Source organism: Thalassospira xiamenensis M-5 = DSM 17429, assembly GCF_000300235.2.
GTDB lineage: Bacteria > Pseudomonadota > Alphaproteobacteria > Rhodospirillales > Thalassospiraceae > Thalassospira > Thalassospira xiamenensis.
This window is the reverse complement of sequence record NZ_CP004388.1, coordinates 3,701,077-3,724,558: the sequence shown is the minus strand read 5'-3', so window position 1 is coordinate 3,724,558 and position 23,482 is coordinate 3,701,077. Positions and strand designations below refer to the sequence as shown.

The 23,482-nt window shown below is 56.0% G+C and carries 22 protein-coding genes and 1 tRNA gene; 14 read left to right on the top strand and 9 right to left on the bottom strand.

From position 1 onward, the window contains the following. Nucleotides 1–9: 9 nt before the first annotated feature. From TH3_RS17340 to TH3_RS17330, 3 genes are all read right to left on the bottom strand, one after another. A complete protein-coding gene (locus TH3_RS17340; protein ID WP_007090194.1) occupies nucleotides 10–636 on the bottom strand; it encodes a hypothetical protein in 627 nt (208 codons plus the stop codon). Continuing rightward, nucleotides 633–1,007: a response regulator transcription factor gene (locus TH3_RS17335; protein WP_007090193.1), complete on the bottom strand. Its 375-nt coding sequence runs from the start codon at nucleotides 1,005–1,007 to the stop codon at nucleotides 633–635. The genes TH3_RS17340 and TH3_RS17335 overlap by 4 nt, the downstream gene beginning before the upstream one ends. A gap of 65 nt (nucleotides 1,008–1,072) precedes the next feature. Then, nucleotides 1,073–3,502, bottom strand: coding sequence for a putative bifunctional diguanylate cyclase/phosphodiesterase (locus TH3_RS17330; protein ID WP_007090192.1), 2,430 nt, complete (start codon nucleotides 3,500–3,502; stop codon nucleotides 1,073–1,075). 373 nt (nucleotides 3,503–3,875) lie between these two features. Between TH3_RS17330 and fdxA the strand changes: the two genes are divergently transcribed. The 3 genes from fdxA (at nucleotide 3,876) to TH3_RS17315 (ending at nucleotide 5,908) form a co-directional block, all read left to right on the top strand. Next, the gene (gene fdxA, locus TH3_RS17325; protein WP_007090191.1) at nucleotides 3,876–4,211 is read left to right on the top strand and encodes a ferredoxin FdxA; all 336 of its coding nucleotides are present in this window, start codon (nucleotides 3,876–3,878) and stop codon (nucleotides 4,209–4,211) included. Between the two features lie 297 nt (nucleotides 4,212–4,508). Next, nucleotides 4,509–5,009 (top strand): CarD family transcriptional regulator, encoded by a 501-nt coding sequence (locus TH3_RS17320; protein ID WP_007090190.1) that lies wholly within the window; start codon nucleotides 4,509–4,511, stop codon nucleotides 5,007–5,009. Between the two features lie 92 nt (nucleotides 5,010–5,101). Continuing rightward, the gene (locus TH3_RS17315) at nucleotides 5,102–5,908 is read left to right on the top strand and encodes a hypothetical protein (protein WP_007090189.1); all 807 of its coding nucleotides are present in this window, start codon (nucleotides 5,102–5,104) and stop codon (nucleotides 5,906–5,908) included. A gap of 78 nt (nucleotides 5,909–5,986) precedes the next feature. Here the strand turns inward: TH3_RS17315 and TH3_RS17310 are convergent, their stop codons facing one another. Next, the gene (locus TH3_RS17310) at nucleotides 5,987–7,468 is read right to left on the bottom strand and encodes a M48 family metalloprotease (protein ID WP_007090188.1); all 1,482 of its coding nucleotides are present in this window, start codon (nucleotides 7,466–7,468) and stop codon (nucleotides 5,987–5,989) included. Nucleotides 7,469–7,623: 155 nt separating this feature from the next. Between TH3_RS17310 and TH3_RS17305 the strand changes: the two genes are divergently transcribed. The 4 genes from TH3_RS17305 (at nucleotide 7,624) to TH3_RS17290 (ending at nucleotide 10,311) form a co-directional block, all read left to right on the top strand. Next, a complete protein-coding gene (locus TH3_RS17305) occupies nucleotides 7,624–8,448 on the top strand; it encodes a hypothetical protein (RefSeq protein WP_007090187.1) in 825 nt (274 codons plus the stop codon). A 73-nt stretch (nucleotides 8,449–8,521) separates the two neighbouring features. After that, the gene (pip, locus tag TH3_RS17300) at nucleotides 8,522–9,484 is read left to right on the top strand and encodes a prolyl aminopeptidase (protein ID WP_007090186.1); all 963 of its coding nucleotides are present in this window, start codon (nucleotides 8,522–8,524) and stop codon (nucleotides 9,482–9,484) included. 83 nt (nucleotides 9,485–9,567) lie between these two features. Continuing rightward, entirely contained in the window at nucleotides 9,568–10,092 is a 525-nt protein-coding gene (locus tag TH3_RS17295) for an acyloxyacyl hydrolase (protein ID WP_007090185.1), read from the top strand. A 142-nt stretch (nucleotides 10,093–10,234) separates the two neighbouring features. After that, nucleotides 10,235–10,311: transfer RNA gene (locus tag TH3_RS17290), tRNA-Arg, on the top strand. An 11-nt stretch (nucleotides 10,312–10,322) separates the two neighbouring features. Here the strand turns inward: TH3_RS17290 and TH3_RS17285 are convergent. Beyond that, nucleotides 10,323–10,715 carry a GFA family protein gene (locus TH3_RS17285; RefSeq protein WP_007090184.1) on the bottom strand — a complete coding sequence of 131 codons (393 nt, stop codon included), beginning with the start codon at nucleotides 10,713–10,715 and terminating at the stop codon, nucleotides 10,323–10,325. A 236-nt stretch (nucleotides 10,716–10,951) separates the two neighbouring features. On the opposite strand from TH3_RS17285, the gene TH3_RS17280 reads away from it, so the two are divergent. The 3 genes from TH3_RS17280 (at nucleotide 10,952) to TH3_RS17270 (ending at nucleotide 15,014) form a co-directional block, all read left to right on the top strand. After that, nucleotides 10,952–12,109 carry a homogentisate 1,2-dioxygenase gene (locus tag TH3_RS17280; RefSeq protein ID WP_007090183.1) on the top strand — a complete coding sequence of 386 codons (1,158 nt, stop codon included), beginning with the start codon at nucleotides 10,952–10,954 and terminating at the stop codon, nucleotides 12,107–12,109. 296 nt (nucleotides 12,110–12,405) lie between these two features. Continuing rightward, a complete protein-coding gene (locus tag TH3_RS17275; protein WP_007090182.1) occupies nucleotides 12,406–13,572 on the top strand; it encodes a hypothetical protein in 1,167 nt (388 codons plus the stop codon). Next, nucleotides 13,569–15,014: a hypothetical protein gene (locus tag TH3_RS17270; RefSeq protein ID WP_007090181.1), complete on the top strand. Its 1,446-nt coding sequence runs from the start codon at nucleotides 13,569–13,571 to the stop codon at nucleotides 15,012–15,014. Before TH3_RS17275 ends, TH3_RS17270 begins: the two co-directional genes overlap by 4 nt. Before the next feature lie 9 nt (nucleotides 15,015–15,023). Here TH3_RS17270 and gcvA read toward each other — a convergent pair whose 3' ends face one another. Continuing rightward, nucleotides 15,024–15,929 (bottom strand): transcriptional regulator GcvA, encoded by a 906-nt coding sequence (gene gcvA / locus TH3_RS17265; protein ID WP_007090180.1) that lies wholly within the window; start codon nucleotides 15,927–15,929, stop codon nucleotides 15,024–15,026. A 224-nt stretch (nucleotides 15,930–16,153) separates the two neighbouring features. Between gcvA and TH3_RS17260 the strand changes: the two genes are divergently transcribed. The 3 genes from TH3_RS17260 to TH3_RS17250 all read left to right on the top strand — a co-directional run bounded on the left by TH3_RS17260 (nucleotide 16,154) and on the right by TH3_RS17250 (nucleotide 19,615). Further along, nucleotides 16,154–17,344, top strand: a complete 1,191-nt coding sequence (locus TH3_RS17260; RefSeq protein ID WP_007090179.1) for an acyl-CoA dehydrogenase — start codon at nucleotides 16,154–16,156, stop codon at nucleotides 17,342–17,344. A gap of 75 nt (nucleotides 17,345–17,419) precedes the next feature. Further along, nucleotides 17,420–18,643: a CaiB/BaiF CoA transferase family protein gene (locus TH3_RS17255; protein WP_007090178.1), complete on the top strand. Its 1,224-nt coding sequence runs from the start codon at nucleotides 17,420–17,422 to the stop codon at nucleotides 18,641–18,643. An 81-nt stretch (nucleotides 18,644–18,724) separates the two neighbouring features. Next, on the top strand, nucleotides 18,725–19,615 hold the full coding sequence (locus TH3_RS17250) for a ketopantoate reductase family protein (protein ID WP_007090177.1): 891 nt from the start codon (nucleotides 18,725–18,727) through the stop codon (nucleotides 19,613–19,615). Nucleotides 19,616–19,652: 37 nt separating this feature from the next. On the opposite strand, the gene TH3_RS17245 is transcribed toward TH3_RS17250, so the two are convergent. From TH3_RS17245 to TH3_RS17235, 3 genes are all read right to left on the bottom strand, one after another. Beyond that, nucleotides 19,653–20,582 (bottom strand): DMT family transporter, encoded by a 930-nt coding sequence (locus TH3_RS17245; RefSeq protein ID WP_083195719.1) that lies wholly within the window; start codon nucleotides 20,580–20,582, stop codon nucleotides 19,653–19,655. A 219-nt stretch (nucleotides 20,583–20,801) separates the two neighbouring features. Next, the gene (locus TH3_RS17240) at nucleotides 20,802–21,161 is read right to left on the bottom strand and encodes a GFA family protein (RefSeq protein ID WP_007090175.1); all 360 of its coding nucleotides are present in this window, start codon (nucleotides 21,159–21,161) and stop codon (nucleotides 20,802–20,804) included. 14 nt (nucleotides 21,162–21,175) lie between these two features. Then, on the bottom strand, nucleotides 21,176–21,967 hold the full coding sequence (locus tag TH3_RS17235) for an AraC family transcriptional regulator (RefSeq protein WP_007090174.1): 792 nt from the start codon (nucleotides 21,965–21,967) through the stop codon (nucleotides 21,176–21,178). A 138-nt stretch (nucleotides 21,968–22,105) separates the two neighbouring features. Here TH3_RS17235 and TH3_RS17230 point away from each other — a divergent pair, with 138 nt between their 5' ends. Beyond that, the gene (locus TH3_RS17230; protein WP_007090173.1) at nucleotides 22,106–23,392 is read left to right on the top strand and encodes an MFS transporter; all 1,287 of its coding nucleotides are present in this window, start codon (nucleotides 22,106–22,108) and stop codon (nucleotides 23,390–23,392) included. Nucleotides 23,393–23,482: the final 90 nt, after the last annotated feature.

Here is a 23,482-nt window from a genome sequence, read left to right as displayed (position 1 = left end):
CGCTGCCCGTCAACCAAGTGCGTTTTCAAGGAAGCGTCGTACCAGTTCCTTCAGGGTTTGGATGGAGTCAAGATCCATGACAAACAGCACATAGCCATCAATATCGTTCTGGCGCAGCATGAATTGCACATGCAGGATCATCAGAACCGGCATCTTGCCAGACGCGGCATCAAATGCGGTGTCTTCATTTAACAATGCACGGGTTTCGCGTTTGCGAAATGTCGGCATCGAACAATTGATCGGCTCGCCCAGCACGTTGGCAATGCTGCCAAGGCAGGCATTGAGGATGATGTTGCCGACCTCCATCAGGGCTTCCTGTTCAAGATCGGTCAGGGTATCGAGCGGCACATCAACCTTAAGCAACCGCCGCACCAGTTCAAGGCTGCGCTTTTCCGGGAAAACCAGCATCGCCTCGCCCTTGAACGGGCCATCGAATGACTGGCTGACGGCGGAAACCACTTCTTCGGGCGAAGATGTCAGGTTTGAATCGGAAAACCTTTCGACAAAGGTGATCGTCGGAACTGTCAGTTCCACCGGCTGATCAACCATTTCCGACAGGGACGCGGCAGCACGGCCGACCCCGATATTGATCAATTCGCTGATTGTGTCGTGTTCAAGCTCGCTAAGGTCGATCATCGCCCGGCTTCCTTGCCCTTCAGATAATCGCAAATCTTTTCTTCGGTTGGCGGTTTTGCCAGAAAGTCCATGCCAAGCCCGTGGGCCTTGTTCTGGATTTCCTTCTGTATATTGGCTGTCAGAAGCGCAATTGCAGCATCGGGATAAGCCGCGCGCAGCTTTTCCCCCAATTCGAGCCCGTTCATGCCCGGCATGTTGAAATCGATCAGAAGGTAATCATAGGCATGCTCGGCGGCCATTGCCTGGGCTTTTTCGGCTTCTTCGGCCTCGTCCACCCGCCAGTCGGCATAGTTGCTGGTGATAAAGGCCTTTACCAGCAGTCTGGCAAATTTGCTGTCATCGACAAGCAGGACGGATCGATTCTGGGACATGTTTTTCTCTGATTTTCGGTTTGTGTTCTTGTTGTATCAGGCATCATCCGCAAGGATAGGGCCGATTATAGAATAGACGCAACCGTGCGCGAAAGCTGTTCGATCTGTCTGGCTGTGATATTGGCCGGTCGTGGTTCGGAAATCAGGAAGCCCTGGATTTCGTCGCAGCCATGTTCGCGAAGGAATTCAAGCTGTTCCTGTGTTTCAACCCCTTCTGCAACCACCTTCAGGCCAAGATTGTGCCCCATGATGATAATCGTGTTGGTGATCGCCGCATCGTCGGGATCGGTCGTCACATCGCGGACAAACGACCGGTCGATCTTGATCGAATTGATCGGCAATCGTTTCAGATAGGCCAGCGACGAATAACCCGTCCCGAAATCGTCAATTGCGATCTGCAGGCCAAGCTTGCGCAATTCATCAAGGATTGATGCCGATCGTTTGATTTCATGCATCATCACGGTTTCAGTGATTTCAAGAACGATGCGTGATGCCGGTGTTGCGGTTTCATCAAGGATGCGGGAAATCGTTTCTGTGATCCGGCCTTCGATCAATTGTCTGGGGGACAGATTGACCGCAATGCTGACCGGCGGCAGACCCAGCAGATCCCATTCGCGGATCTGATCACAGACCCGGCGCAATACCCATTCGCCGATCTTGCCAATCAGTCCGGTTTCCTCGGCCACCGGGATGAACTGCATTGGTGATATAAAGCCACGCCCCGGCTGGTTCCAGCGGATCAAGGCCTCAAGCCCGGCAAGCTTGCCTGATAGCAGTTCGATCTTTGGCTGGTAATAAAGTTCGAACTGTCCCTCTTTCAGGGCTTCGCGCAGGTCATTTTCAATGGCAAGCCGCGCAACCGCACTTTCATTCATCGTCTTGGTAAAGAAGTGATAGGTCCCGCCGCCACGGGCCTTTGCACTATACATCGCCGTATCGGCATTGCGCATCAGGGTCGGGAAATCATCGCCATCCGCCGGGCAAAGGGCGATGCCGATTGACGGTGTGATGAACAAGTGCCGCCCCTGAATATCAAAGGCCGGGGCCAGCGCATCCAGAACCGCCTGCGAAAGTGTGGCGGCATCCTGTGTTTCGCGCAGGCGCGGGATGATAATCAGGAACTCGTCCCCGCCCAGTCGGCCGATGATTTCCTGTCGGCTGATCACCCGGCGCAAACGGTCCGCCACGGCCTTAAGCAGCAAATCACCGACATTGTGACCAAGGCTGTCATTGATCAGCTTGAACCGGTCCAGATCGATAAACAGGATCGCGGTTGCCCGGTCATGCGGGCTCGCGGCATCACGTTTGTGATTCTCAAGTGCTGATTTAAGGCTGTATTCCAGCATGCTGCGATTGGGCAGGTTGGTCAGCGCATCGTGATTGGCCATATAGACCAGTTGTTCCTCATAGCGTTTGCGCGCGGTGATATCGTGAAGAACAACCGTAATCAGCGGTGTTTGCGCATCGGGGATCGGGCGAAATGCGGCGCTTACCTCGATCTCGGTCTTGTCCATCCGTACCAGCGGCAGCGTCAGGCGCTGCTCTGCGATATGATGACGCAGGTCCAGACCCGAAAGCTCGGCAAGGCTTTCCTCGAAATTCGGAATGGCGCGCGGGGCGATAAATTCCAGAAGCGACCGTCCCTTTGGTGTTTCACCTTCTTTCAGGCCCAGCAGGGGATAGGATGCATTGTTAAACTCAACAATGGTGCCGTTCGGCGTGATGGTCAGAATGCCATCGGCCACGTTCTGAACAATCGCGCGCAGGCGGGACTCGTTATCACGCATCTGCTGTTCGGCCTGGCGCAATTTGCCAAGTGTTGATGCAATCCCTTCGACCAGTGTGGCAACGGACCGAGACAAAAGGCCCAGTTCATCGCGTTGATGATGACGGGGAACGGTCAGCCCGGTTGCATCGGGACTGTCTGGATCAATGCCGGTGACGGCCTGTGAAATGCGCAAAAGCGGTTTGGTGAGTGTCAGGTAAAAGAATGCCACCAGCGCAAGCCCCAGCAGGAAGTTGCGCAAAATGCCCGACGTCAGGATGCGGGTGGCGCGATTGATGAAACCATCGGCAATCAAGTCGGTATCGATCCGAACGACCAGATGGCCGACAAGATCACGGCTTTCACCGGTCAGCAACGGCACGTTATATTGCTGGTTGTTGCCAAACATCACTTCGCTAAATGCGGACCGCCCCGATGATGAGGGGGCACGCGATTTTTGCGCCAGAACATTTCCGAAATTGTCGCGCAGCGTCGCGCTGTAAACCGGTTCATATTCAAACAGGCCCGACACCACGCGTGCGGCAAGCGTTTCGTCAAGGCCATAGGCCGCCTGTGTTGCGGATTCGCGCAACGTCGACAAAACCTGATTAACGGTTCGGTCAATCAGGCTGCGTTCTTCATAAAGATCCCAGACAATCTGTACGACACTGAAAAACAGGCCAATCAGAAGGGTGATAACGACAGCGGCACGTGCCTGTTTGACAGACAAGCGGTCACGCCATCTGAGCCGTTGTGTTTTCAGGCTACCCTCCGCCAATCCACACCCCTGCATGGCTCTATGACCATGTTTCACAGTCCAGACTATGTGCTTGGCACCGCAAAAGCAATTGTTGCGCGGGTTCTAATACTGGAAAATTGCCGGGATTTATGTATTTTCCCGCCAAAGCCGGTTTGAACGTCCGATGCGGTCTGTTTAACTGCGATATCGCAATGCACCGAAACGGCAATACTACTAAAAAAAATGGGATTTTATTGGAGTTGCACACAACCGCACTGCGTGATAACCCAATGCCCCGAGAGAGAACAAGGCCGAGCGCGGGCGCAGCCGCATCACGGCCTCGCAACCTGAACGGAGTTACACCATGACCTATGTGGTGACAGAAAACTGCATCAAGTGTAAGTATCAGGACTGCGTCGAGGTTTGCCCCGTCGATTGCTTCTATGAAGGTGAAAACTTCCTGGTTATTCACCCGGACGAATGCATTGATTGCGGTGTCTGCGAACCTGAATGTCCGGCCGAGGCCATTATTCCCGATACGGAACCGAATCTGGATAACTGGCTTGAGATCAACCGCAAATTCGCGGAAGTCTGGCCGAATATTACGCGCAAGGGTGATGCACCGGCCGATGCCGACGAATGGAATGGCAAGTCGGGCAAGACTGAATTGCTCAGCGAAGCACCGGGAACCGGTGATTGATAAAACGCGTTAAACGCCTGTAAAACCAATGTTTTTGCGCCCTGATTTTATTGGCGCATGGCTGCATTGAGCCGGTCGCACGGAAAAAATCTGTGATAGGCCGGCTCTTTGTGTTATTGTGGGCAACTCGCGTTCAAGGGCTCGGCAGGCTCGCTCCGCGCAGTCGGATCTCCGCTATTATATCCTGTCAAAAACCGCGACTTCGCCAAAAGCATCGTCGTGTGCAGCTCTTCGTGTCGCTGGGTCTATAGTGTTACAGTTGAATGACCAGGCCTGTTTGGGCCGGAAGGAAGCTTGATGTCGGATAAGTTGCCCTTTGCTGTTGGCGATTACGTTGTTTACCCCGCACACGGTGTTGGCCGTGTTGATGGCCTGGAGACCCAGGAAATCGCGGGTCAGGAATTACGCCTTTACATCATCACTTTTGATTCGAGCCGCATGACCTTGCGCGTGCCGGTCAACAAGGTGGGTAACTCCGGGCTGCGCAAGCTGTCCTCTAAAAAACAGATGGACTCGGCGCTTATCACCCTTAAAGGCCGTGCGCGCGTCAAACGCACCATGTGGTCGCGCCGTGCGCAGGAATATGAGGCAAAGATCAATTCCGGTGACCCGGTTTCGATCGCCGAAGTGGTTCGTGACCTGCACCGCACCGCCACCCAGCCTGAACAGTCGTTCTCCGAACGCCAGATTTACGAAGCAGCGTTTGAACGCCTCGTGGATGAACTGGCCGCGATCGAAAAGATCGACAAGGACAAGGCTTCGGGCAAGCTTGAAAAACTGTTGCAGAAAGCTGCCTGATACGCCTGTACAGCTTTGTTATACAGAGACCTCTTTTTAAAAACCGGCCTACAAGGTAATCTTGGGCCGGTTTTGTTTATTTTGGGCACGTTATGGCGATGAGCGCAGTTCTGGCACCGATAAAACCGGCGGATAAAATATGGACCGTCGGGGCGATCAATGGCGATCTTGCCGCGCTGCAAGCCGTTCATGGCAAGCTTCGGGGCAAAATCACAGCCGGTGATCGCCTGATCTATCTTGGCAATTACTGGGGCGATGGCACGGCCGAGGCCGTATCGGGTGCTATCAATGAATTACTGCTGTTCCGGCGTTACTTCCTGGCGAAAGAAGGCGTTGATATTGCCGATATCGCCTTTTTGCGCGGTTCCACCGAAGAAATGCTGAGCAAACTGCAACAGATTCACTTTGCCCCGAACCCGGGCGAGGTATTCGACTGGATGCTGTCGCGCGGTATTGCCGGGACGCTGCGCGCCTATGGCTTTGATCCGTCGCATACCCAATCGCTGATGCGGCAGGGTGCGCATGCGATTTCGCAATGGACCGGCCAGTTTGGCGAAGCATTTCGTCGCAGGCCTGGTCACAGTTCGCTTTTGTCGGACCTGAAGCACGCGGCCTATGCCACGGATGGTTCGTTGATCTTTGTGCATGCCGGGCTTGATGCGTCGCGTCCGCTGACCGGACAGACCGATACCTTCTGGTGGGGTGGGTCGATGTTTGAAAGCATCACGGATCGTTATTACGATTGCCGCCGGATCGTGCGCGGATCGGCCTTGGCCAATCTTGGCCTTCAGGAACGCGAATTTACCCTGTCGATTGACGGCGGGGCAGGGCGCGGTGGCCCATTGATTGCGGTTGCCATCGGGCGCGACGGCAGGATTGTCGATCACATCGAAAGCTGATTTTTCAGGGCATTAAACACAAAACGCTTTAGATACCAAAAGGGGCAGCAAACCGGATTTGCTGCCCCTTTGTTCTGGTTAGTCGATGACAACCTTGACCATCGAATTGGTTGCCGGTGGCTGCCCGGGTTCAAGCCCGTTCAGTACGGCAAAGGTTTCGGCCGGTTCACGTGATACCGCCATCTGGCCGACAAAGGTCGAAAGATCATATTCCGGGTTCACGGCGCGCACCTTGATGCGCAGCGGATGGTATTTCTGCTGCTCTTCGCGGGTCAGTGGGCGGAAGCTGTATGTCGTGCGGCGAAGTGCAACGTTATAGGCATCAACCTGATCAAGCGGCATGATGAACAGGAACTGATAGGCGTTATCGCCGTGCCGGATGGCAACCACCCGAAGGCGCGCCTTGCCACCGGAATTCAGGTTGACATCGGCATATCCGGTGGCGGCTTCCTGACCGTTGATATCGATCTTTTCGATATTGGTGATGGCGATCTTGCTGGAAAAACCGCGCGCCAGATATTGATCAAGCGCGACACCCTTGGCCTTTGGTGCGCCTTCAAACACGATCTGTGCGCCGCCCTCATCCTGTGCAATCACCGCATCGGGCTGGTTGATCATCGAAAATCCGTCGGGCACCTCGAACCGGAAATCAAGCGGCACATGGATAAACGACGTTCCACGGACATAACCGTTATCAGGGCCGTCACCGTAAATAATCCCGTCAATGGCGCGCATATAGCGGACACTGCCGACTTCGGGATTTGCGACCGGTGTAACATTGGCGGCCTTGTGGGCCTGTTCGATGCGGTCAACGGTGCGCGGGTGGGTGGCCATGAAGTCAAACTGATCGATTTCATCGGGCGACCGGCCTGCCAGTTTTGCCTGAAGGCGCGAATGGGCGCGCAGTTTTTTCAGGAATGACGCCATGCCTTCGGGGTCGTATCCGGCGCGCGTGATGTAACGCACGCCCAGCATGTCGGCTTCGAATTCATGTTCGCGCGAAAATGACTTCAGATAGGCGTTCGCGCCGACACCGACGATATCGCCAGCACCATTGCCAAGGGCCGCCGAAAGGCCACCGGCCAGAATCTGGGTCAGGACACCACGGCTGTAACGCTGGGCGGAATGGCGTGCAACGACATGGCCGATTTCATGGGCGAGAACCCCGGCAAGCTCCGCCTCGTTCGAGGCAAGCGAAGCCAGTCCGCGCGTGATGTAAACATAGCCGCCCGGTAAGGCAAAGGCGTTGATCACGGGTGAATCAAGGACGGTGAAGGTAAATTTCTCGTCGGGGGCTTCGGAAACCGCCACCAGCTTGTTGCCGATTTCGGTCACATAGGCCTCTATATTCTTCTCGTCATAATCGCCGCCAAATTCGCGCACGATTTTCGGATGTTCTTCCGCGCCGACCTGTTTTTCCTGATCGGGGGACATAAAGGCGGTAAAGCTGTCCTCGCCGGTCGCGCGGTTGGTCGAACAGCCCGCAAGGGTTGCCACCAGACCCAGCGCGCCAAGGGCGGTTGTCAATCGTCTTGTCTTGCGATGAAAAAGCCAGCTCATTGAAGTCTTTCCTCTTGTGCCCGCGATGCGTATCCTTTGCCGGAACCGCAATTTTATCCCTTACGATGTGGTAGCGCGTGTTGGCTTGCCAATCAATATCTCGCAACAATCAAACCTATTCGCAAAAATCGGGAAATTTTGCGGCGATCTGCCATATGTCGCTGTTTTTATGTCTGATTGCCGGAATTCTGGCCTTTGGCATCCCGGCAAAGGCGGATCAATGGCTGTGCGGGCCGTCCTTTGGTTCCGTCAATGCTCGTGGAAGTGATGTCAGGTCGATGCCGATCCGGTTGGCAAAGCCCGAAACCGTCGATGCGCTGATTGCGACCTCCCGGCCAGATATCCTTTGGCGGCTGGCCGATGTCGCCTTTGTTCCGGAATTCGAGGATGCGGCTTTAAGTGTCATGCAAAACGGGGCTTCTGCCATCACCGACCTTCTTGCCTATGATCAAACGCCCGATTTCGCCGGGCGGCATCTGGCCGATATGCGGGATGGTTTTGGTCAACTCTGGCAGGAAAAGCTGCTTGAAGCAGGGCTTGTGATGCTTTTGCCCGAAACAGGCCGTCCGATTGATGCTTTGCTTGCGGCCGAGCAATCGGCCATGTCGCAGCAAATCGGGCTTTGGGCACCGGGCCAGAGCCCGGCTTATCATTATGCCGGGTCCTCGGAAATTGATGGTGATCTTCCCGATGCGGCGCGGGCCGTTGGAAGATTTGCCGTAATTGATGGCATCCTTCAACGCATCGAAGACCGGGAATGGCGCAGCTACCTTAATTTTGGTTCCGACTGGCGCAACGATTTCACCGTGATGGTCGATCGCGATCTGCGCGATGCGATCAAAACGGCCGGACAGCATATGGAAGACTGGATTGGCCATAAAATCCGTGTGCGCGGCATGATCGAAGATCGCGGCGGACCGTACCTGGAACTGACCAATCCGGCGTCCCTATGTGTGGAACAGTCTGTCGGTCAACCGTAAACGGCTTTGGACTTGTCCAATTACACTCTGGACGTGTAGAAGAATGAACCGCTAGATTCCAAGAGGCTCCCCAATGCTTTATCCCGAGATCGAACCTGCTTATTCCGGCTGGCTGGAACGGCCCGACGGGCATGCGATCTATTGGGAGGAAGTCGGCAATCCCGACGGCATTCCGGTGATTTTCCTGCATGGCGGGCCCGGCGGTGGGATATCGCCCAAGTCGCGCCGCTTCTTTGATCCCGAAAAATACCGGGTGATCCTGCATGACCAGCGCGGTGCCGGTAAATCCCGCCCGTTCGGCAGCCTTGAAAACAATACCACCGACCATCTGATTGGCGATATCGAAGCGCTCCGTCAGGATCGCGGCATTGATAAATGGCTGGTGTTTGGCGGTTCGTGGGGGTCAACGCTGGCGCTTGCCTATGGGCAGGCCCACCCGGAACAGGTGCTTGGTTTTGTTCTGCGCGGGATATTCCTGTGCCGGGATCAGGAAATCGACTGGTTCATGGATGGCATGGGCAAATTCTTTGCCGAGGCCGAGAAAAAATTCCTCGCCGCTGTCGGGTTTGATCGCAACCCCGGAAGTGCTGCCCTGCTGGATCGCTATGGCGATGTCTTTGCTGGCAGGGACGGCGAAGCTGCTGCGGTTGCAGCGGCGCGCGCATGGTCCGGGTTCGAGGCGACCTGCTGCACGTTGCTGCCCGATGATGGCTTGGTCGCGGATTTCGAAGGTGACGGGATCGCATTGGCGCTGGCGCGGCTTGAACATCATTATTTCGTCAATAAGGGGTTCTTTGCCCCTGACCAGCTTCTTCGGAATATGGATCGAATCCGTCATCTGCCGGCCCGCATTGTTCAGGGCCGCTATGACGTTGTCTGTCCGCCGGTTTCCGCGTTTGAGCTGCACGCGCAATGGCCGGGTGCTGAAATGAATATCGTTGAGGATGCCGGTCACGCGGCAAGTGAACCGGGGATCGTGCGCGAACTTGTGCGTGCCACGAATTCCTTTAATGGCACCGGCTTTGATAAAAATTAAAACAGTCGTGTCATTGTTTTGTTGTTTATATCATACGGTTGGGTAGTATATGCCCAAATTTATCCTAGAGGGGACTTAGGTTAATGCGGTTGGTTTTGGGGAAAATCCTGGCCCTGCTTTTGGTCGCAGGATTTGCAGGTGCGGCAAACGCACAGCAGTTTCTTGGCAATAACAATGACAGCGGCCTGCTGGAATTCTCGACCGGTATGGTCGATATCACGCAGGATGAAGAAGCCGCTGAATTCCGTCTTGATTACCGTTTCCAGCACGCGATGTTTGGCGTTCTGCGTCCGATCACCGGCGTGATGGTCACCAGCGACAAGGCAGCACACGGTTATGGCGGTCTGGCGATGGATGTGCTGTGGGGCGATCACTTCGTTTCCAGCATTTATACCTCGGTTGGTGCCTACCATCAGGGTGACGGCGAAGACCTCGGTCACTGGATCGAATTCCGTTCCGGTCTTGAGCTCGGCTTCCGCTTTGACAGCCGCGAACGTCTGAGCCTCGGTATCGCCCACATTTCGAACGCCAGCATCGGCGACGAAAACCCGGGCACGGAAATCCTGTCTCTGACCTATGCCATTCCGATCGACGCGATCTTTGAGTGATCCGACGTTCCGGAATGCCGCTTCAAGCCCTGCATTTTGCGGGGCTTTTTGCTTTTCTGGCCATGGTACGACATATTTGCGGCGCTGGCGGATTGATCGCAGCTATCGAAGCTGCTAATTGAATGCCTCTTGCCGATAAAGTGCGCCCGTAGCTCAGCAGGATAGAGCACCAGATTCCTAATCTGGGGGCCACAGGTTCGAATCCTGTCGGGCGCACCATTTCTGTTCCCCTATTCCTCCGAACGATCCGTGCCTTCCCGGTCCCGCTCATAGTGTTTCGCAAGCGGAAATTCCGGCAGCCACCCCTCGCGGCGGATGGTCCAAAGCTCGTAGGTGGGCTTTAACTGATCGGGCGCGTCGAGCGACCCGATATTCACCTCGATCTCGTCCCCGCTATGGCCGAAAACCGATGATCCGCAGGTCGGGCAGAAATAGCGCCCCTGATAATCACGCACGTCGCCTTCGACCGTTACCGCGTTCTTTGGATAAACCGCCGACGCGTGAAAAAGCGTGCCATGGTGTTTCCGGCAATCAAGGCAATGACACAGGCCAACCCGGTACGGTTTTCCCGTTGCCACAAGCCGGACTTTGCCGCATAGGCAGCCACCGGTGATTTTATCCATAGGTTTCTCCAGTCAATCAGGGAGCGGGAAGTTTAGTGCCTTGGTCATGCGGGCGTCCATTGCCGATTTCGGCCGATTTTCGTCCTGACGGCTTCCTTGTCGCGGGTGCAGCTAAAAGTTGTATTTTTGCAATTTCCTGCACGCCTTGAAATGACCTCCGGGTCTGCACATATCCTTATATAACGGGCAAATCCGACAAGCCCTTTTATATGGCCGATCCGGCCGGGAGGTGTCAGGTGAAGAACTGGATTCGTCTTCCGAACAGCGAAGGCAATTGCGTTGCAGCGTCCAAGAATGCCGCAGGTTCAACAAATTCCCCATCCGTTACCGTTCATGAACGCGAAATAGGGCGTAACGGGTTCCTTGGGCCATCAGCCCACATTTATCATAAACACCCACCGGCAGGCTGGGCCTCTTTCGAAGGGCCGCTTCGACCGCGGGCGTTCGATCTGAACAAGTTGGCCGCCGGGCCGGATTGCCCGTTGCAGGCGCGCCGTATTGTACATAATGCCGTGATGGAAGTCCGCTATTGGCGGCTTGATGGCAAAATGCATGCGCTGGCGCGCAATGCCGATGGTGATACGCTGGCTTTTGTTCACAATGGCAGCGGCGCGCTTTATTGCGATTACGGCCACATGCCGTATCGTGATGGGGATTACATCCTGCTGCCACGCGGCACGGCCTGGCGTTTCGAGGCAACCGATCCGTCCGAATTCCTGTTTATCGAGGCCACCAACGATGCCTTTGGCCTGCCAAACGACACCCAGTCGGCAGGTCATCCGTCGATCAACCCGACCAGTTTCGAAGTGCCGCGACTTGATGACAAATTCCGTGCCCAGCAGGACGAAGCCTATTGGGAAATTCACATCAAGCGTCGCAATGCGATTTCGACCCTGACCTATCCCTATAATCCGCTGGATGCGGTGGGCTGGCAGGGCGACCTGAGTGTCGTAAGGTTGAACTGGCGCGACTTGCGACAGGACCGCCAACCGGGCCAACCGGTGCCGCCCGCGGCACACAGCACCTTTGTCGCCAACCGGTTTGCCATCAGTACCTTTGTGCCGAAAATTGGCGAAGGTGAATCAGGGACGCTTCGCGTGCCGTTTTATCATTCGAACGAGGATTACGACGAGTTCATCTTCTATCACCGGGGCGAGTTTTACAGCCGGGGCAATATCAAGCCCGGTATGGCAACCTTCCACCCCAGCGGTTTCCCGCATGGTCCGCATCCGTGTTCCTATCAGAAAACCATGATCAAGGTGCCGGTTGAAACCGACGAGGTGGCGGTGATGATCGACTGTGCCGACATGGTCAATATCGATGAAAGCATCCCCGATGGCGCGGAATGGAAGGCTTATGTCAATACCTGGGAAAAGGCGAAGGAAACACTTTGATGTTCGATCTGACCCCGGGCGCAGGGGGCAAAAGTTGTTTTGGGGCGGATTTCTGCACTTTTGCGGTTATTGATCATTGATCTTCCGGCCTGTTTGACCTATCCGAAGCGTTAAGGGTTTCATCAGCTTGTCCCGGTAACCTGCAAGTTCGCAAAACCGGTTCCTTTGTCGTGGACTGGCCTGCGCGTTAGTATAAGCTTGGCAGCGGTACTGATGGCGTGAGCTGAGAGCGCGAAAGGCCAAAAGCAGATGGACCGAAGAATAGATTAGTCGGGATGGGTTGATCAAAGCCGAGAATGACCAGACAGCAGCTTGCAAATAAAGGGGCAGGTAGTTCCCCCAAAATCGGTGCAGGGCAGCCCGATGCCTTGTCCTGTTTGCCCGCATCTTTTGCGTCGCGCGGCGTACGGACACCATTCACGACCAAAAGCTTGCGCTATTCGCGCGTATTGATCGGCCAAAGCGGTCGCACGCTTGTCAGTCTTCCGGGGCTTTCGGGCGGGCTTGGCACCTATGAAATGCCGCTTGAAACCCTGCGCGAGGTTTTTGATCTGTCGGTTCATGACCGGATGCTGTTTGACCGGTTGATCACACTTGAAAAATTCACCCCGGAAATGGTGCGCGAGCATGCGCGCGCGGTGGCGGTCACCGGTGTTGGCGGTGTTGCGCTGGCCCGTGCCGGTATTACCGGCAACAAGGACGAAAAGGCTGCACGTGAACTGGGGCAACTGACGCTGCTCTATCAGGCGCTGCGCCAGCTTGGCGGCAATGACGTTCAGGACATGAAGCGCGAAGACCTGCTGACCATGGATGGTCAGATCAGGGCGCGCAAGGCGCTGAACCGTTTTGCGACATCGACCGGTTTGGAAAATGATTCGATCATCGATACCCTGGGTGACTGGAGCATCCTGAGCGCGCCGGTAGGCCTTGCGATAGAGGGTTGCGAAGGGCCGCTGCGTCATTTGACATTCGGTTTGCAGAAACTTGCCGGTGAGGTCGAGGAATGGTCGATTTCCGAACAATCCGATTTCCGCTTTATGGCGACCCGCGTGATCAATGCCGCCAGCGCCACAAAGGACCATGCCTTGCGGTTGCTGCGCAAGATTGATTTGTGGAACAATGAACTGGGCAAGGTCCTGCAAGACTGGGCCAAGGCCAAGGAAGATATGCAAAAGCATATTGACCGCTTGTGGTGGGTGCTTGACGGGTGGCAGGAGCTGATTGATCTGTGGCGGTCGCGTCCGCAACATGATCGGGTACGCCAGCGCGAGATTGTCGAGGAAATCGCAAGTTTTGCGCCGGTCCTGCCGATCGAGGCACTAGAGAAAATTGAATATGAATTCTGGGTCGATGTCCGTGTTAACCAGATGCTGTGGGCGTCCGAGTTGCGCAAACTGGGCAGTGGTGAAATTGACGCCGACATGGTCGACCGGCTGGAGCGGTTCCGGAGGCAGTCGGCGTGAAGGTTGAAAATGCCGCAAATATGGGTGTTTCCCAGCTTGGTGATCTGTTTGAATCGCTGAGCAGTTCGGAAATTGCCCGTTTTACCCGCGCAATCGAAAGTGACCGCGCCGATCCCAAGCTGCCGCTGCCGCATGAACAGATTTTGCAAATCCTGCGCCCGCGTCTGGCGTCGCTGAAGCCTGAACGCTATCCGACGCCGATGCGCCAGTTCTGCGATCCTTTCGAAGATCTGCTGACTTCGGCACCACCGGTCGAGAAAAGTATCCGTATCAGCCGTTCATCCCTGATGCCGATCTGGAAGGTGGTCGAGGCCACGGGCGGCCCTGACATGACCAAGGCGATTGCCGATATCGAAAAGGCGGCGGCCAAACGTGATCAGGATATGCTTGAGCAGGCAGAACGCCGGATGTGGAAGCTGGCGTCGGTGTGCATTGCGCAGGAAATCGAAAATTCGCTGAACGGGGTCAAGACCGAACGCGCATTGGCAACGCGGCTTGGTTCGCGCAGCCATCTTCCCGCATTCGAGCAGATCGGCAAAATCCTGAATGTTGGCGAAGAAATCACTGCGATGCGCAAACGGTTCCCATCGGCCCCGATCAGAAGTCTGGGCACGGCCGATATCAGTTGGCTGCGCGACCGGTTTGTTGAGATTTCCGAAGAAAAACCGGGATACGAGCCGGTTTACCTTTTGGCTGTTCTGGCCCGGCTGCTTCGGCCAAGCGAACTTTTCAAACTGATCCGCGTGCTATCAAGCAAGGCCGATGACCGAACGATTTCCAGCACCAATCTTGCGACCACCGGTGATCTGATCATCGATCTTCTGGCGGAAACCGTGATCGAGATCGAACAGGGGGTCGGTGCGGGCAAGGGCGAACATCACATCCTGTCGCTTGCGCGTTGGTATGCGTCGGAATTTACCCGCATCACGCGTGAATTTAACATCCGCAAGGATGGCCGCTGGGGCGAGAAGCTTCTGGAAACGCGTCGTCGGGTGTCCAAGGCGATGGCCAATACCATGTTTGGTGCCAGCCCTGATCGCATCATCGATGCCCTGCCACAGATCGAAACCAAGCAGGGCCCGGGGTCCGGCCGGCAGGGTGTGCGTCCGATCTTTGCCCAGCCGTTTGACGAGGAAAAGGTTCTGGCCGCCGAACAATCAGCCGAGGCGATTGCCGAAACCGCGCGCATTTCGCATGTTCTGGCCGCGCAAAGTTCGGCGACAAAGGCGGTGGTAGAACTCAAGAAAAAGCTCAACCAGATCGGGCGTGCCGGGGTGGATGGCATGGGGCGGCTTGATGCCGACGAACTGGATAATGCCCAGCGCAACATGATGGCGATTGTCCGGCTGCTTGAAATCATCGATGGCCCCGAAGAAGCCGATCTTCTGCGCCGTCGCGGCATGAATGCGCTGCGCGCGCTTGAAGGCAGAAAGGCAAGTTGAGGCTGCCTTTTATGCCGTCAGTTCTTCCTGTTTTTTGCGCTGATCAAGCCAGGTCATGAAAGCCCGGATTTTCGGATTGCGTGACCGGCCGACCGGGCTTGTCGCGTAATAATGAAACGGGCTTGCGCGTGGCGGGCCAAAGGGTGCAACGATCCGGCCATTGGCCAATTCATCCTCAATCGCGAATGTCGGCAGCAACGCCACCCCAAGGCCTGCTATGGCGGCTTGCATCGCCATGGTGAAATGTTCGAACTTCGGACCGTTTTCCCCATCAATATCGGTAAGGTCACTCGCGGCCAGCCAGTCGCTCCATCCGCGGGGGCGGGTGGCTATGTGTAAAAGTGAATAATCACGAAGATTATTTGGTTTTGGTGAGTAATCGAGATTCTCGATCAGCTTCGGGCTGCAGATCGGGACCATTTCCTCGCCATGCAGCAAATGCGCATCCAGCCCCGGCCAGTTGCCATCGCCAAACAGCACCGCAATATCGATCTGTTCGCGGTCAAAATCGGGAATGCCGATCCGTGAAATGAAATTGATTACGATATCGGGATGGCGGCCGCGAAAATCGGGCAGCAACGGGATCAGGCAGCGTGACCCGAAAGTCGGCGGGGCAGCAATGGTCAGAACCCCGCCCTCGGCCCCGCCAGACAGGAATGTCAGGGTGGCGGTTTCCAGCTGATCAAGTGCGGGGCGGATTGCCTGTAAATAACTTTCGCCTTCGACTGTCAGGACGAGGCGCTGCTTCTGGCGGGCAAACAGTTTGCAGCCCAGCCAGTCTTCAAGCCCCTGTATCTGGCGGCTGACGGCACTTTGCGTCAGGTAAAGCTCCTCGGCGGCGCGTGATGCGCTGCCAAAGCGGGCGGTCTGCTCAAAACAACTCAGCGCTTTGAGGCTCGGGATGCGGCGGCTCATGATCTGATTGCTCGAAATATGGCGATATTTGCGTTTTATCTGGACTTGTTGTCGATAGTTTATGAGTCTTACGCATAAACTATATCCGATTTATCATTTGCAAGCTTGCCTGCCAATCCCTAGCTTTAGCCCAGAAGCGATAAGCTTTCAGGGATGATGCCGTCTCGCCCTTCTATGGCGTCATCCCTGCTTTGGTTTCAAAAATTTCATAAGGGATCAGGACGATGGCAGGCCGCGCACCTTTTCACTGGGAAGACCCGCTGCTGATTGAAGATCAGCTGAGCGAAGAAGAACGCATGATCCGTGACGCGGCGCGCGCCTATTGTCAGGAAAACCTTCAGACCCGCGTTCTCGAAGCCAACCGGCACGAGATTTTCCATCGCGAAATCATGACCGAGATGGGCGAACTTGGCCTGCTTGGCCCGACCATCCCCGAAGAATACGGCGGACCGGGTGTCAACCATGTCGCCTATGGTCTTGTCGCGCGCGAAGTCGAACGCGTCGATAGCGGTTATCGTTCGGCAATGTCGGTGCAAAGCTCGCTTGTGATGCATCCGATCTATGCCTATGGCAGCGAAGAACAGCGCAAGAAATACCTTCCGAAACTGGCGACCGGTGAATGGGTCGGCTGTTTTGGTTTGACCGAGCCGGACCACGGGTCCGATCCGGGCGGCATGAAAACGCGTGCCCGCAAGGCCGATGGCGGTTTCACCCTGTCGGGATCGAAAATGTGGATCACCAACAGCCCGATCGCCGATGTGTTTGTCGTCTGGGGCAAGGATGACGAAGATGTCATTCGTGGCTTCATCCTTGAAAAAGGCATGAAGGGCCTGAGTGCGCCAAAGATCGAAGGCAAGTTTTCGCTGCGTGCGTCGATCACCGGTGAAATCGTGATGGATAACGTCTTTGTCCCGGCGGAAAACATGCTGCCCAATGCCAAGGGCCTTGGCGGGCCGTTCGGTTGCCTGAACAAGGCACGTTACGGCATTGCATGGGGGGCGATGGGGGCTGCTGAATTCTGCTGGCATGCGGCACGTCAATATACTCTTGATCGCAAACAGTTCGGTCGTCCGCTGGCCGCCAATCAACTGATCCAGCTGAAACTGGCGAACATGCAGACCGAAATTACCCTTGGTCTTCAGGGCGCGCTTCAGTTGGGCCGTTTGCTGGATGCAGAAAAAGCCGCACCGGAAGCCATTTCCCTGATGAAGCGTAATAACTGCGGCAAGGCGCTTGATATCGCGCGTGTTGCCCGTGACATGCATGGCGGCAACGGCATTGCCGATGAATTCCATGTCATCCGCCATGTGATGAACCTTGAAGCGGTCAATACCTATGAAGGTACGCATGATGTGCATGCCCTGATCCTTGGCCGTGCCCAGACCGGCATTCAGGCGTTCAGCGCCGAGGGCTGAGGACTTCGATTACGGGCGGCACCGATCTTTGGCGTCGCCCTTTTTCCTTTTTGACGACGATCCCGGGATGGAATGATGACCAGCGCGCTTTCTGGACTTCGTGTGCTTGATCTTTCGCGTGTCTTGGCGGGGCCTTGGGCCAGCCAGACACTGGCCGATATGGGGGCCGAGGTGATCAAGATCGAACGTCCGGGTGCGGGCGACGACACGCGTGGCTGGGGGCCGCCCTATGCCAAGGACGTTACAGGTAACGATACCAGCGAGGCGGCCTATTACCTGTCGGCCAATCGCGGCAAAAAGTCGCTGACGATTGATATGACCAAGCCCGAGGGGCAGGAAATCCTGCATAAACTTGCCGCTGAATGCGACGTGGTGATCGAGAATTTCAAGGTCGGTGGCCTTGCCAAATACCGGCTGGATTACGCATCACTGTCGGAAATCAATCCAAAGATCGTCTATTGTTCGATCACCGGTTTTGGGCAGGATGGCCCCTATAAGGACCGGCCGGGTTATGATTTCATGATCCAGGCCATGGGCGGGCTTATGAGCATCACCGGCGCACCCGATCAGGAACCGGGCGGCCAGCCGATGAAGGTTGGTGTGGCGGTTGCCGATATCTTTACCGGGCTTTATGCGACGATTGGCATCCTTGCCGCCCTTCGCCACCGTGATGCGACGGGCGAGGGACAGCATGTCGATCTGGCACTGCTGGATGTTCAGACCGCGATCCTTGCCAATCAGGCGATGAATTACCTGACGACGGGCAAGGCGCCTGGGCGACTTGGCAATGCGCATCCCAATATCGTGCCCTACGAAGCGTTCCCGACGGCGGATGGTTACATCATCCTTGCGGTCGGCAATGACAGCCAGTTCAGAAGCTTTTGCCACGTTGCCGGGATCGGGCATTTGCCCGATGACGCACGATATGCCTCCAACCGGTCCCGGGTCGCCAACCGCGAAACGCTGGTGCCGCAAATCCGTCAGGCGATGGTGATGAAAACCACCGATGACTGGATCGCCATTCTGGAAACCGCCAATGTGCCATGCGGCCCGATCAATACGCTGGATCGGGTGTTTGATAACCCGCAGGTCAAACATCGCGATACGGTGCGATATCTTGATCATCCAACCGCGGGCAAGGTGCCCACAGTTGCCAATCCGATCAAATTTTCCAAAACGCCAATTGCCGGTGAAACTGCCCCGCCGATGCTGGGCCAGCATAGCGATGACATCCTGCGTCAGGTGGCTGATCTGAGCGACGCGCAGATTGCCAGATTGCGCGAAGCCGGAATTATCTGACGCCGTCTTCCTGCTTGGCAGAATGCCCGCCGGTATGAAAAGGTAACGGCAGGAACATTCATTCAGGACAGGATACCGGACATGAAAATCGCGGTGATGGGGGCAGGGGCTGTTGGCTGTTATTACGGGGCGATGCTGGCGCGGGCCGGGCATGATGTGACCCTGATCGGACGGCCAGCCCATGTCGATGCTGTCAATCGAGATGGACTGCTTCTGGAATTTGGTGGAACGCAGCAGTATATTGAAATGAATGCCTGCGCCGACGCGGCAGCAATTTCTGGTGCCGGTCTGGTTCTGTTTTGTGTCAAATCCACCGATACCAATGATGCCGGGGCGCAGATCAAGCCGTTTCTGGCCCCTGATACCATTGTCATGAGTCTTCAGAACGGGGTTGATAACGCCGAACGTTTATCGGCCGTCATTGGATTGCCGGTGATCCCGACAGTGGTGTATGTCGCGACCAGCATGGAAGGGCCGGGGCATGTCAAACATCATGGGCGCGGCGAACTGGTAATCGGGCAGTCTGCGCAAAGTGCAACCGTTGCCGAAACGCTGCGCCCGGCGCATATCCCGGTCGAGATTTCGGATAATGCCGAAGGTGCGCTTTGGGCCAAGATGATTTTGAACTGTGCCTATAACGCGTTATCAGCGATCTCGCAGATGCCCTATGGCCGTCTGGTTCAGGGCGAAGGCATTTGGGATGTCATGCGCAATGCGGTTGATGAATGCCTTGCGGTCGCCAAGGGATGCGGAGTGACCGTACCCGGCGATGTCTGGGGGGCGATTGAAAAGATCGCCGAAACCATGCCGGGGCAATATTCATCCACCGCACAGGATCTGGCGCGGGGCAAAACCAGCGAGATCGATTTCCTGAACGGCTATATCGTGCGCAAGGGGGCGGAACTTGGCATTCCAACCCCCACCAATCTTGCCCTGCATGCGATGACCAAATTGCGCGAAAGCCGGGATTGATCCGGGCTTTGTAATGGGCCGGGGGCTATTTTGGGGGCTATTCCCCCGGCTTTCCCTGTGCTTGGGCGGCTGTGATATCGGGTTTGGGAACGGGCACACCGAGCTTGTCCCCAAACATCACGATGGCGGCGGCCAGCACGATCAGGAAGGCACCAAACAGGGAAACCGGTTCGGGCAGCAGGCCAAATACCGTGACATCCAGCAACAATGCCCAGATCATTGCGGTATATTCGAATGCCGCCAATGTGGATGCGGGCGCACGTGCGAGTGCCTCGGTCATGAAGATATGGGCAAGACCGCCGGTAAGACCCGCCCCGATCAGCCACATCAGGATTTCAGGCGACGGATCGGCCCAGCCGAACGGCAGGGTCAGCAAACCGCCAAGCGAGCAGATCACGGCAAAATAAAATGCGATGGTGCCCGATGATTCCGTGCTGGTCAGGGCCTTGATCTGCACCTTGGCAAAGGCGGTGGTGACCGCCATGGCAAGACCCGCCCCGATGCCGATCAGAACGCCGGTATCGATCCCCGGTGTCGAGAATGTTGGCCACAGCATCAGGAACACCCCGCCAAAACCGGCAAAGGTCGCGGTAAAGACCGCCATGCCGGGCTTTTCACGCAACATTATCATCGCGACCGGCAGGACGAGAAGCGGGGCGAGGAAGCCAAGAGCCGTCGCAAGGGCAAGCGGCAGATAGGCCAGCGATAGGAACGAAAAGAACATCGACACAAGGCCGAAGGTGCTGCGTTTAAGATGCCCGAACGGCCGGGCGGTGCGAAGGCCGCGCGGAAACTGGCGTCGCCACATCAGATACAGGACGATAGGGATCAGGGCGACAGAGCTTCGCCAGAACATGATTTGGCCGACCGGTGCCTCGAACGAGGCCAGACGGACAAACAAACTCATCACTGCAAACAGACCGGTGGCGGCAAGCCGCAAGCCGATCCCGGACCATACACTGCCCATTTCGGGATTACCCTGCATTTGGCGGGAAGGATGTCCCGCTTATCAAGCAGTACCCTGAATAAGTCGTATGAAATACTGAGATTTTTTCATATCAGGGTCGAGCGAAACTCAGTGGTCGGTTTTGAGGATCGCGCGCCGTCGATACACCAATTTGCCAGCTGTTCCTGCGGACCCGTCTGGATTCATGCCTTCGCAGGAATGATGATTGTGAGGGGATAATTAGTGACTTTTGCCATCGACATGATGCGGGGTCAGGCTGCGCGGGTCGACATCGTCAAGGCAGTTGACGTTGATGGCGGCCATTTTGCTGCCGTCGGGCAGTTGGCCATAGGCAAAGCTTTGGATGCCGCAGGTTTTGCAGAACTGGTGATTGATCTTTTTATCGTTGAAAAGATATTCGGTCAGGTTCTGCCCGCCGGATTTCAGCACGAAATTATCGCGCGGGGTAAAGGCCAGAACCGATCCGAGTTTCTGGCAGCGTGAACAATTGCAGGTGATCGATTTATCCAGATCAAGCTTGTCGACACGATAACGCACCGCACCGCACTGGCAGCCGCCTTTGTATGATTTCTCGCTCATTTTATCCTCCTGCGTTACCGGAAATACCCACCCGGCGTTTTGCCGGTGGCCTTGCGAAACATCGCGATAAAGGCCGAGGTGTTTTCATAACCGAGATCAAGGGCAACCTCGGTGACCGGTCGATGATGGGCCAGTTTTTCAAGCGCGTAAAGCAGGCGCAGCTTTTGCCGCCAGTCGCGAAACGGCATGCCGGTTTCGCGTTGAAACAGGCGGGCCAGCGTGCGTGACGATGCACCGCAATCGCGCGACCAGTTATCAAGGGTTCGGTTATCAGACGGATTGGCCTGCAACTGTTCGCAGATGCGCGCCAGGCGCGGGTCCTTGGGGGCGGGCAGATGCAGGTTATCGTCTCTGGGTGGTTTAAGCTGATCAAGCAGCACGCGGATCAGCCGCCCCTCAGCCCCGGCTTCGTCATATTCAATCGGGATTTCGGTTGCGGCCCGGATCAGTTCACGCAGAAGCGGGCTTACATCCAGCACCGTGCAGCGATCCGGCAAATCGACCGGGGCATTTTTATCGATATAGATATGGCGCGCACGGGTGAAGGTGGCGTGACTGACGGCATGTTCAACGCCCGGCGGCACCCAGACCGCGCGCTGGGGCGGGACGACCCAGATGCCAGCTTTGGTGGTGACGGTCATGGTGCCTTCGATGGCAAAAATCAGCTGATGCCAGTCGTGACTGTGCGCGCCGATGCTGTATCCGGCGGGAAGGTCGCTCATGCGGACATAAACCGGACGCGGCAGATGATCGGGCCGGGGACGGGAATGTTGCGGATATTTCGGGATATCCCGTGATCCATCCATAAGAATGTCCTGTTTGCGCTATATGATGGCAGATTATCGCAAGACAGACGTGTGCGGCAACGCTAGTTTGAAGTCCTTCCAACCAAACAGATAAAAGCACGTGCCCCGATTGCCACCGGTTCCGTGCGGGGAAACATCATGTCCAAGGATTTACCACCGGAAACAAGCACCCATGCCGCCCCCATCGAGGTGCCGGGCAATCCCGATCTGTCGGGTGGGGCGGTTGCGCACAAGGGATGGCGCAACCCGGAAGTGTTGCTGATTTTCATGGCGGCTGCGATGCCGTTGTCGTTTTCGACCTGGATGGCGTTGTTAAACAACTTTTCGGTCGAGATGGCGGATTTTACCGGTCGCGAGATCGGGATTTTGCAGTCGTTGCGCGAAATTCCGGGCTTTATGGCCTTCACCGCGATTTTCGTCCTCATCATCCTGCGCGAACAGACCTTTGCCCTGATTTCGCTGCTGGTGTTGGGGATTGGGGTGGCGATTTCTGGCTATTTCCCCACCGTTGTCGGGCTTTATTGCACCACGGTCCTGATGTCGATCGGGTTCCATTATTTTGAAACCATGCAGCAGGCATTGTCGTTGCAATGGGTGAAAAAGGACCGCACCGCGATGGTGATGGGCCGACAGCTTTCGGCGAAATCGTTATCGTCGCTGGTGATGTTTGGCATTGTCTGGGCGATGCTGGAACTTCTCGATGTCGAATATCGCTATGTCTATCTGTTTGGCGGGGCCTTGACGATTATTGCCGCGCTGTTTGCCTGGATGGCGTTCCCGAAATTTGCCGATGCCCACCCGCAGACCAAGAAACTGATCCTGCGTAAACGGTACTGGCTTTATTACGCCCTGACCTTCATGAGCGGGGCACGCCGCCAGATTTTCACCGTGTTTGCCGGGTTCCTGATGGTCGAGAAGTTTGGTTATGATGCCGCCACCATTACGCTTCTGTTCCTTCTGAACCATGCGATCAATATGGTGATGGCCCCCAAGATCGGGAAGCTGATCGGCAAGTGGGGCGAACGCAAGGCCCTGACATTTGAATATATAGGTCTGTTCATTGTATTTGTGTCTTATGCCTTTGTCGAAAGCGACAAGCTGGCCGGGGCGCTTTATGTCATCGATCATCTGTTCTTTGCGATGGCGATTGCGATCAAAACCTATTTCCAGAAGATCGCCGACCCGGCCGACATTTCATCGACGGCGGGTGTCAGCTTTACCATCAACCATATTGCCGCAGTGTTCATTCCGGTGGCGTTCGGGTTGTTGTGGCTGATTTCGCCGTCAGCGGTGTTTCTGGCCGGGGCGGCGATGGCGCTGGTGTCACTGGTCCTGGCGCTGAATGTGCCCGATGACCCGGAGCCGGGGAACGAGGTGGTTATGGGATACAAGTCCGATCAACCGGTGCTGCGCCCGGCAGAATAGAAAAGCCGCCTTAACTGGTGCAGAATTTCAATATGTCAAACGCCCGCGATCATCTTGCGGGCGTTTTCATTTGTGTTTGCCTTGCTATTT

Bases quoted from the DNA above. Each gene is read 5' to 3' on its own strand.
- TH3_RS17260 (WP_007090179.1), top strand. From the start codon at position 16,154: ATGGCAGGCCGCGCACCTTTTCACTGGGAAGACCCGCTGCTGATTGAA.
- TH3_RS17295 (WP_007090185.1), top strand. From the start codon at position 9,568: ATGCGGTTGGTTTTGGGGAAAATCCTGGCCCTGCTTTTGGTCGCAGGA.
- TH3_RS17310 (WP_007090188.1), bottom strand. From the start codon at position 7,468: ATGAGCTGGCTTTTTCATCGCAAGACAAGACGATTGACAACCGCCCTT.
- TH3_RS17340 (WP_007090194.1), bottom strand. From the start codon at position 636: ATGATCGACCTTAGCGAGCTTGAACACGACACAATCAGCGAATTGATC.
- TH3_RS17250 (WP_007090177.1), top strand. From the start codon at position 18,725: ATGAAAATCGCGGTGATGGGGGCAGGGGCTGTTGGCTGTTATTACGGG.
- TH3_RS17275 (WP_007090182.1), top strand. From the start codon at position 12,406: ATGACCAGACAGCAGCTTGCAAATAAAGGGGCAGGTAGTTCCCCCAAA.
- TH3_RS17255 (WP_007090178.1), top strand. From the start codon at position 17,420: ATGACCAGCGCGCTTTCTGGACTTCGTGTGCTTGATCTTTCGCGTGTC.
- TH3_RS17335 (WP_007090193.1), bottom strand. From the start codon at position 1,007: ATGTCCCAGAATCGATCCGTCCTGCTTGTCGATGACAGCAAATTTGCC.
- gcvA (WP_007090180.1), bottom strand. From the start codon at position 15,929: ATGAGCCGCCGCATCCCGAGCCTCAAAGCGCTGAGTTGTTTTGAGCAG.
- TH3_RS17315 (WP_007090189.1), top strand. From the start codon at position 5,102: ATGGCGATGAGCGCAGTTCTGGCACCGATAAAACCGGCGGATAAAATA.
- pip (WP_007090186.1), top strand. From the start codon at position 8,522: ATGCTTTATCCCGAGATCGAACCTGCTTATTCCGGCTGGCTGGAACGG.
- TH3_RS17235 (WP_007090174.1), bottom strand. From the start codon at position 21,967: ATGGATGGATCACGGGATATCCCGAAATATCCGCAACATTCCCGTCCC.
- TH3_RS17285 (WP_007090184.1), bottom strand. From the start codon at position 10,715: ATGGATAAAATCACCGGTGGCTGCCTATGCGGCAAAGTCCGGCTTGTG.
- TH3_RS17230 (WP_007090173.1), top strand. From the start codon at position 22,106: ATGTCCAAGGATTTACCACCGGAAACAAGCACCCATGCCGCCCCCATC.
- fdxA (WP_007090191.1), top strand. From the start codon at position 3,876: ATGACCTATGTGGTGACAGAAAACTGCATCAAGTGTAAGTATCAGGAC.
- TH3_RS17240 (WP_007090175.1), bottom strand. From the start codon at position 21,161: ATGAGCGAGAAATCATACAAAGGCGGCTGCCAGTGCGGTGCGGTGCGT.
- TH3_RS17320 (WP_007090190.1), top strand. From the start codon at position 4,509: ATGTCGGATAAGTTGCCCTTTGCTGTTGGCGATTACGTTGTTTACCCC.
- TH3_RS17305 (WP_007090187.1), top strand. From the start codon at position 7,624: ATGTCGCTGTTTTTATGTCTGATTGCCGGAATTCTGGCCTTTGGCATC.
- TH3_RS17245 (WP_083195719.1), bottom strand. From the start codon at position 20,582: ATGGGCAGTGTATGGTCCGGGATCGGCTTGCGGCTTGCCGCCACCGGT.